The organism is Psychrobacter sp. (assembly GCF_030457785.1).
Taxonomy (GTDB): Bacteria; Pseudomonadota; Gammaproteobacteria; order Pseudomonadales; family Moraxellaceae; genus Psychrobacter.
The window spans coordinates 1-5702 of the sequence record NZ_JAKDUI010000174.1 but is presented as its reverse complement, the minus strand read 5'-3'; the positions used below and the strand labels follow the sequence as shown (position 1 = coordinate 5702).

Sequence of the window (5702 nt, the reverse complement as noted above, 5' to 3'; positions counted from 1 at the left end):
CTTTTATGATTTAGCTGCTGAAGTTGATACATAAAAACATCCTCTTATTTTTGTAAAAATATAAATACGAATAAAAACACAAATAATAATCATTAATAATTTTAGATAAAAAACTTTCTGCTTCTCATTTAATTATTTTCTGGCTCTACGTTCAAAACCTCTTTCGTCTTAGAATATATCTATGAAATTGACGGATAACCTTTGAGGACATCGTCCATGATGATGTTTAATGAGGTTGGACTAGCTGCTGCTATATACCACGCGTCGGCATCAACAAACACAACGTTACCGTTTTTCCACGCTTTGGTTTGACGCAGTAAAGGATTGCTTACATCATTAGAACTGATAGTCGCGCGATGTTCCATAACTGCAGTACGGTCAACGATATAAATAATGTCAGGATCTGCCTGCTGTATAAACTCACTAGAAATCGGCTGACCATGCAGACTGGTATCTTCAAGTGTGCTTGCAGGCTTGACACCTAAGTCATTAAAGATAAAACCATAGCGAGAATGTACGCCAAAATTACTAAAAGCCCCATTATTATGCAGTACTACCAGCGCTTTTTCTGGGCGATTCTTTGTTACTGCTTGTACGTCTTGTACCCTTGCTTCTAGCTGCGCGACCTGCTCTTTTGCCAATGCTTCTTTATCAAAAATCCTACCCAAAGCTAATAAGTGATTTTCGACATTTTCGACATGTCGCGCCTGACTGTCTTTAAAACTCACATCGAAATGTAGCGTTGGTGCAATCTCGGACAACTCTTCATAGTTTGCCGCATGTAGTGGGGTCATCAAAATAAGATCAGGGTGTAGCGCATATATGCGTTCCATATTGGGCTGAACAATTGCACCTAAATCCTCTATGTCAGCATTTTTTTTGTATTGAGCCAAAAAATGCGGCACATAGTCTTTGACCATACCTGCAATCGGTACACCAAGCTGGTCTAGAAAGTCAGCTTCGTTCATATCAAGTACGGCAACCCGCTGCGGACGATGATCGAGCACGGTCGTACCAAGCTCATGCTCGATGGTTATGGGAGTTTTTAGCGCCTGTGACGCTGCAGGCTCATGAGATTTTTGTTCACAGCCTTGTAGAGGAATAGATGCCATGATGGCAAGCATCCATACCCAACCTTGTTTTTTTACATTCATATACTCACTCCTGATAAATTGAAGTAGTTGCATAAACAACCACGTTCATTACGAATAATTTCAAAATCAAGATCATATAACTCACTTAAATTAGTTTCTGTCACCACCTGTGCAGAAGTCCCACTAAAGCTAAGTGCACCATTTTTTAGAGCTACGATATGATCTGAATAATTGACCGCAAAATTGATATCGTGAATCACCAAAATCACCGTGCGTCCCTGTTCATCACATAAACGACGTAAGGCTTGCATGATCTGCACAGCATGTTTCATATCTAGATTGTTCAAAGGCTCATCTAATAACAACACGTCCGTTTGTTGCGCAATAGTCATCGCCAAAAAAGCCATTTGACGCTGACCACCACTCAATTCATCTAAATAAGCGTGACGTAAAGACTCTAACGCTAAAAAATCAATCGCCTCGTCAATGACTCGGCGATCCTCTACCGTCAAAGAACCACGACTATACGGAAAACGTCCAAAAGAGATCAGCTCCTGCACTGTCAATCGTAAATTAAAGCCCGGCGACTGCCGTAGTGTGGCCACATGATGAGCATATTCAGAAGTGCGCATTTCACTGATTTTTCGACCATCAAGTGATACATAGCCACTACTGGGCTCTAATAGCCTAGCCATCATCATCAATAAAGTAGACTTACCTGCACCGTTAGGACCTATCAATGAGGTGACACGCCCTTTTGGAAACGCTAGAGAGACATCTGATAGCACGGATTTTTTGCCATAACTTTTATGGAGGTTACTAACGGTAATCATGTAATCCCTCTAGTACGAACAGTCAATGCCAGAAAATAGATACCACACACCAGATTGACAAGAATACGGACACTGGTTTTATAGTTGAAAACATGCTCAACAAAAATTTGAGCCACTAAAAATACAGCTATAGAGACCGCACAACCTATAGGTAATGTGACTTTATGCTTACTACTTCCTGCAAGCGCATAAGCTATATTGGCAATAAACACACCCATAAATGCCGTGGGACCAATCAAGCTAGTTGACACAGCGACGAGAATGGCAATCAAAGCCAAATATAACTTGACGTATTTAGCATGGTTGATACCAAGTGACATCGATTGCTCACGACCGAGAGCCATCACATCTAATACAGGTAACGTCTTACGACTTAACCATAGCACCGTTACTACTGCTAGTACGCCACACCAAACCATTTCAGGATTGGCTCTATTAAAAGAGGTATAGCTTAACCCTTGAAAAACCGAAAACTCACCTGGACTGATACGAAGTTGAATAAACTGTGTGACCGTACCAATGACCATTGTCAAAACCAGACCAAATAGCAGCAGCATAAAGACATCGCTTTTGCATCGAGGCAACAGCAAATGATGCAGTGCCCACGAATACACCAGCATCAACATGATGGATACGATGAAATTACCACTGACGCCTAACATCAGTAGCCCGTTCGTACCCATAACCAGAAGCAACAGCGCTTGCCATAGCAGATAAACAGCCTCATACCCCATAATTGAAGGCGACAAAATACGGTTGCCTACAATGGTTTGAAAGACAATGGACGAAACAGCTAAGCAGACACTACCAAGTACAATGGTTACTAGACGCATGAAGCGTTTCGGAATCAAATAATCGAAATCTAAACCTGAGCCTATCAATAAAAAAATAATTGCTAAAATGAGAATAAGTAGAAGCATAGTCCACATTTTTACCGCTTGACTCATCTGACGCCCCTCATAATTAACATGAGGAAAATCACACCGCCCACCCCACCAGCAGTAAGCCCAATAGGGACTTCGAAAGGATAAATAATGACTCGCCCAAAAATATCACAAATAAGAAGCAAACAAGCACCGCCCAATGCAACGACAGGTAATGTGCGTGATAAATTCTCTCCATATTTCAAAGCGACTAAATTAGGAATGACAAGGCCAACAAAAGGTATCGCGCCAATAGTAATAACCGATGCCGCGACGGTCACCGACACTAAAACAAGCCCCAATGCGGCTGTCGCAGCATAACGCAATCCCAAACTGGCCGCCATTTCCTCACCCATGCCCATTACCGTGAAACGATGCGCATAAAAATAAGCCAATACAATGATGGGCAAAATAATATAAATAAGCTCATATTGACCTTGCACAACCCTTGAAAAATCTCCTAACAACCAGCCTTGCATACTTTGTAAAATATTATGCTGATAGGCATAAAACTCAGCTATCGAACTCAGTACACTGCCATACATCAACCCAAGTACAGGAATCAGTACGGAGTTTTTGAAAGTAATACGGCTGATAATAAAAATGAAGAGCAGACTCGCTGCAAAACAAAAGAGCATGGAAAATAGCATTTTATAGCTGGTGCTAGCACTAGGAAGCAGCGTTAGTGAGACTAAAATACCAAGCTTGGCTGCATCCAAACCACCTGATGTGGCAGGTTCGACGAACTTATTGCGCACAATGTGTTGCAAAATAACGCCACTGACAGACAACCCTACCCCTGTCAATACTAGAGCAATCAGCCGTGGTATACGGCTCGCCGTTAAGGTCAACCACGCATCGCTTGAAAAATTAAAGAGCGCTACAATTGACACCTGCTTTGAGCCCAACATTAGAGAAGCAGCACAAAGCAAAATGAGTAACAAAAATAGTGAGCGCATTATTGAAACTCTTCTAACTTATATAAATACGAATGACTTTTTACTCTGCGAAATACCATCACAAGTCTATAAAATGATTTGCTAGGAATTTTTTCATTAAAGTATAAATGAGAATCAATCATACTATGCTTGTTTGAATAGATACGTTGAATATAGGGTGAAACTGGGAAATTGTACGGTGAATAAGGGAACTTATTCAGAATATCATCTAACCATTTTCTAAAGTTAAGAAATTAGATAAACTCAAACACAGCTTGAGATTGGCGTAAATTACTCACCTTTAATCAAGGCTTATTTAGCGTGTTTTAGAGAATAGTAGCAGCTTGACATAAATAGTCTGACTAGATAAGTTGTGTGGGTGTGACGCCATAAAATTTGGCGAATGCTTTGCTGAAATTACTAGGATCATGATAGCCAACATACCATGCCGTCTCCTGAACACTTTTATATTCATCTAACAATAAACGCATTGCTTCCTGCATACGTAATTCACGAATAAAGCAGCCTATTGTTCTGCCCGTTTGTTGTTTAAACTGTTGTTTTAGGTAGCATTCGTTTATACCCACTCGTTGAGCCAGCAAGGAGATTGTTAGCTTATGCTGGTACTCTTGGCGAATAATATCAACGGCGTGATCAATTGGACTTTTTTGGTTTATTAGTCGGCCAGATTTGTCCTGAATACCAAGCATATCTTGACAGAGAAGCAGCGCTTGACTCTCTAAAATCAGGCGATCACTTAAAGTGTAACAAGGCAGTGAGAGAATATAAGCTGCGCGAGCAAGTAGCCTTGACTGGTTTGATAAACGAACTTGAATCATTTCAGGGTCTTGATCGTCAGCTGGCAATAACCAAGCCGGCAAATCGAAGCTTTCTGCCCAACGTGACAGTAGCTCTTGATTAAAATCGATTGATACCACATGGCTATTTATGGATGGTTTCTGCAAATATTCAGTATCGGTAGTAGAGTTTATATCACCAAAATCTCCTGATCGTCGCCAAATTTGCTGCGAGTGAATGTATGTATCGGTAGGTAAATTACTAGCATGTAAAGTATAGTTCGCATCTACAATCAAATGCATGCCAACATCACAAGAAAATGGTGCAGCGGGTTCAACCACAGGTTGCTGATCAGTGATGCAGTTTCGACCAAGCACAATACCGTTATGCAAGCTCAGCAAGTCACCGTAACCAGAGCTACCATCGTAAATTGGACGTTTAATCAAATAATCAGAATCAGGGCGATCAAAATTCCAATATTTGGTCTGATAGTGGTCATAAAATGTGTTCAAGTCTGCCATAAAAATATAATCACGATGTTTTAGTATGTGGTTTAAGTGAGTAGAGAATAGACGTTTTATTACATATCCAGATAAAACAGGTTTACTTGAATGAGTAGTTAGTTATTAACTCTTGAAGTAATCATAGCATTATTCGCAATAAACAATCATTTTAATGTAAATGATTATCAATTAAACATAAATAGCTAGAACTAATATATCAGGATGAAGCAATAATGAGCCTACTTATAGCCAACATAAAAAATGAACTGGATGATATTAAAGCATTATGGAAGCCTACTGATATTGCACAATTTAATCAATTGACCGTCAAGCTGGCCAAACTGAAAGGCGAATATGAATGGCATAATCATGAACATGAAGACAAGTTATTTCATGTACTGTCAGGGCAGTTATTTATTATATTACAGGACAAAACTATAGAGGTTAATGCTGGCGAAGTGGTCGTTATTCCCAAGAATACTGACCATAAACCTCATGCACCGACTGAGGCTAGCGTGATGTTTTTTGAGCCTTTATAAATCAAAACCTGCACTTGGTGATAATTCTAATAATCAGTTAACGAAATCAGCACATATAAGATAATGTCATAACA

The 5702-nt window shown here is 40.0% G+C and carries 6 protein-coding genes; 1 reads left to right on the top strand and 5 read right to left on the bottom strand.

Features of this window, described 5'->3' with window-relative positions; translation table 11 throughout:
* Nucleotides 1-179: 179 nt before the first annotated feature.
* The 5 genes from L0J61_RS08640 to L0J61_RS08620 form a co-directional block, all read right to left on the bottom strand.
* Nucleotides 180-1154: a siderophore ABC transporter substrate-binding protein gene (locus tag L0J61_RS08640; protein WP_192523327.1), complete on the bottom strand. Its 975-nt coding sequence runs from the start codon at nt 1152-1154 to the stop codon at nt 180-182.
* Nucleotides 1151-1927, bottom strand: coding sequence for an ABC transporter ATP-binding protein (locus L0J61_RS08635; RefSeq protein WP_301466041.1), 777 nt, complete (start codon nt 1925-1927; stop codon nt 1151-1153). Before L0J61_RS08635 ends, L0J61_RS08640 begins: the two co-directional genes overlap by 4 nt.
* Entirely contained in the window at nt 1924-2874 is a 951-nt protein-coding gene (locus tag L0J61_RS08630) for an iron chelate uptake ABC transporter family permease subunit (protein WP_301466040.1), read from the bottom strand. Before L0J61_RS08630 ends, L0J61_RS08635 begins: the two co-directional genes overlap by 4 nt.
* Nucleotides 2871-3809, bottom strand: a complete 939-nt coding sequence (locus L0J61_RS08625) for an ABC transporter permease (protein ID WP_301466039.1) — start codon at nt 3807-3809, stop codon at nt 2871-2873. Before L0J61_RS08625 ends, L0J61_RS08630 begins: the two co-directional genes overlap by 4 nt.
* 341 nt (nt 3810-4150) lie before the next feature.
* Nucleotides 4151-5107, bottom strand: coding sequence for an AraC family transcriptional regulator (locus L0J61_RS08620; RefSeq protein WP_301466038.1), 957 nt, complete (start codon nt 5105-5107; stop codon nt 4151-4153).
* Between the two features lie 215 nt (nt 5108-5322).
* Between L0J61_RS08620 and L0J61_RS08615 the strand changes: the two genes are divergently transcribed.
* Entirely contained in the window at nt 5323-5628 is a 306-nt protein-coding gene (locus L0J61_RS08615; RefSeq protein WP_301466037.1) for a cupin domain-containing protein, read from the top strand.
* The last annotated feature ends 74 nt before the right edge of the window (nt 5629-5702 follow it).

Excerpts from the sequence above, each read along its gene's own strand:
- L0J61_RS08640 (WP_192523327.1), bottom strand. The coding sequence starts at position 1,154 with ATGAATGTAAAAAAACAAGGTTGGGTATGGATGCTTGCCATCATGGCA.
- L0J61_RS08635 (WP_301466041.1), bottom strand. The coding sequence starts at position 1,927 with ATGATTACCGTTAGTAACCTCCATAAAAGTTATGGCAAAAAATCCGTG.
- L0J61_RS08630 (WP_301466040.1), bottom strand. The coding sequence starts at position 2,874 with ATGAGTCAAGCGGTAAAAATGTGGACTATGCTTCTACTTATTCTCATT.
- L0J61_RS08625 (WP_301466039.1), bottom strand. The coding sequence starts at position 3,809 with ATGCGCTCACTATTTTTGTTACTCATTTTGCTTTGTGCTGCTTCTCTA.
- L0J61_RS08620 (WP_301466038.1), bottom strand. The coding sequence starts at position 5,107 with ATGGCAGACTTGAACACATTTTATGACCACTATCAGACCAAATATTGG.
- L0J61_RS08615 (WP_301466037.1), top strand. The coding sequence starts at position 5,323 with ATGAGCCTACTTATAGCCAACATAAAAAATGAACTGGATGATATTAAA.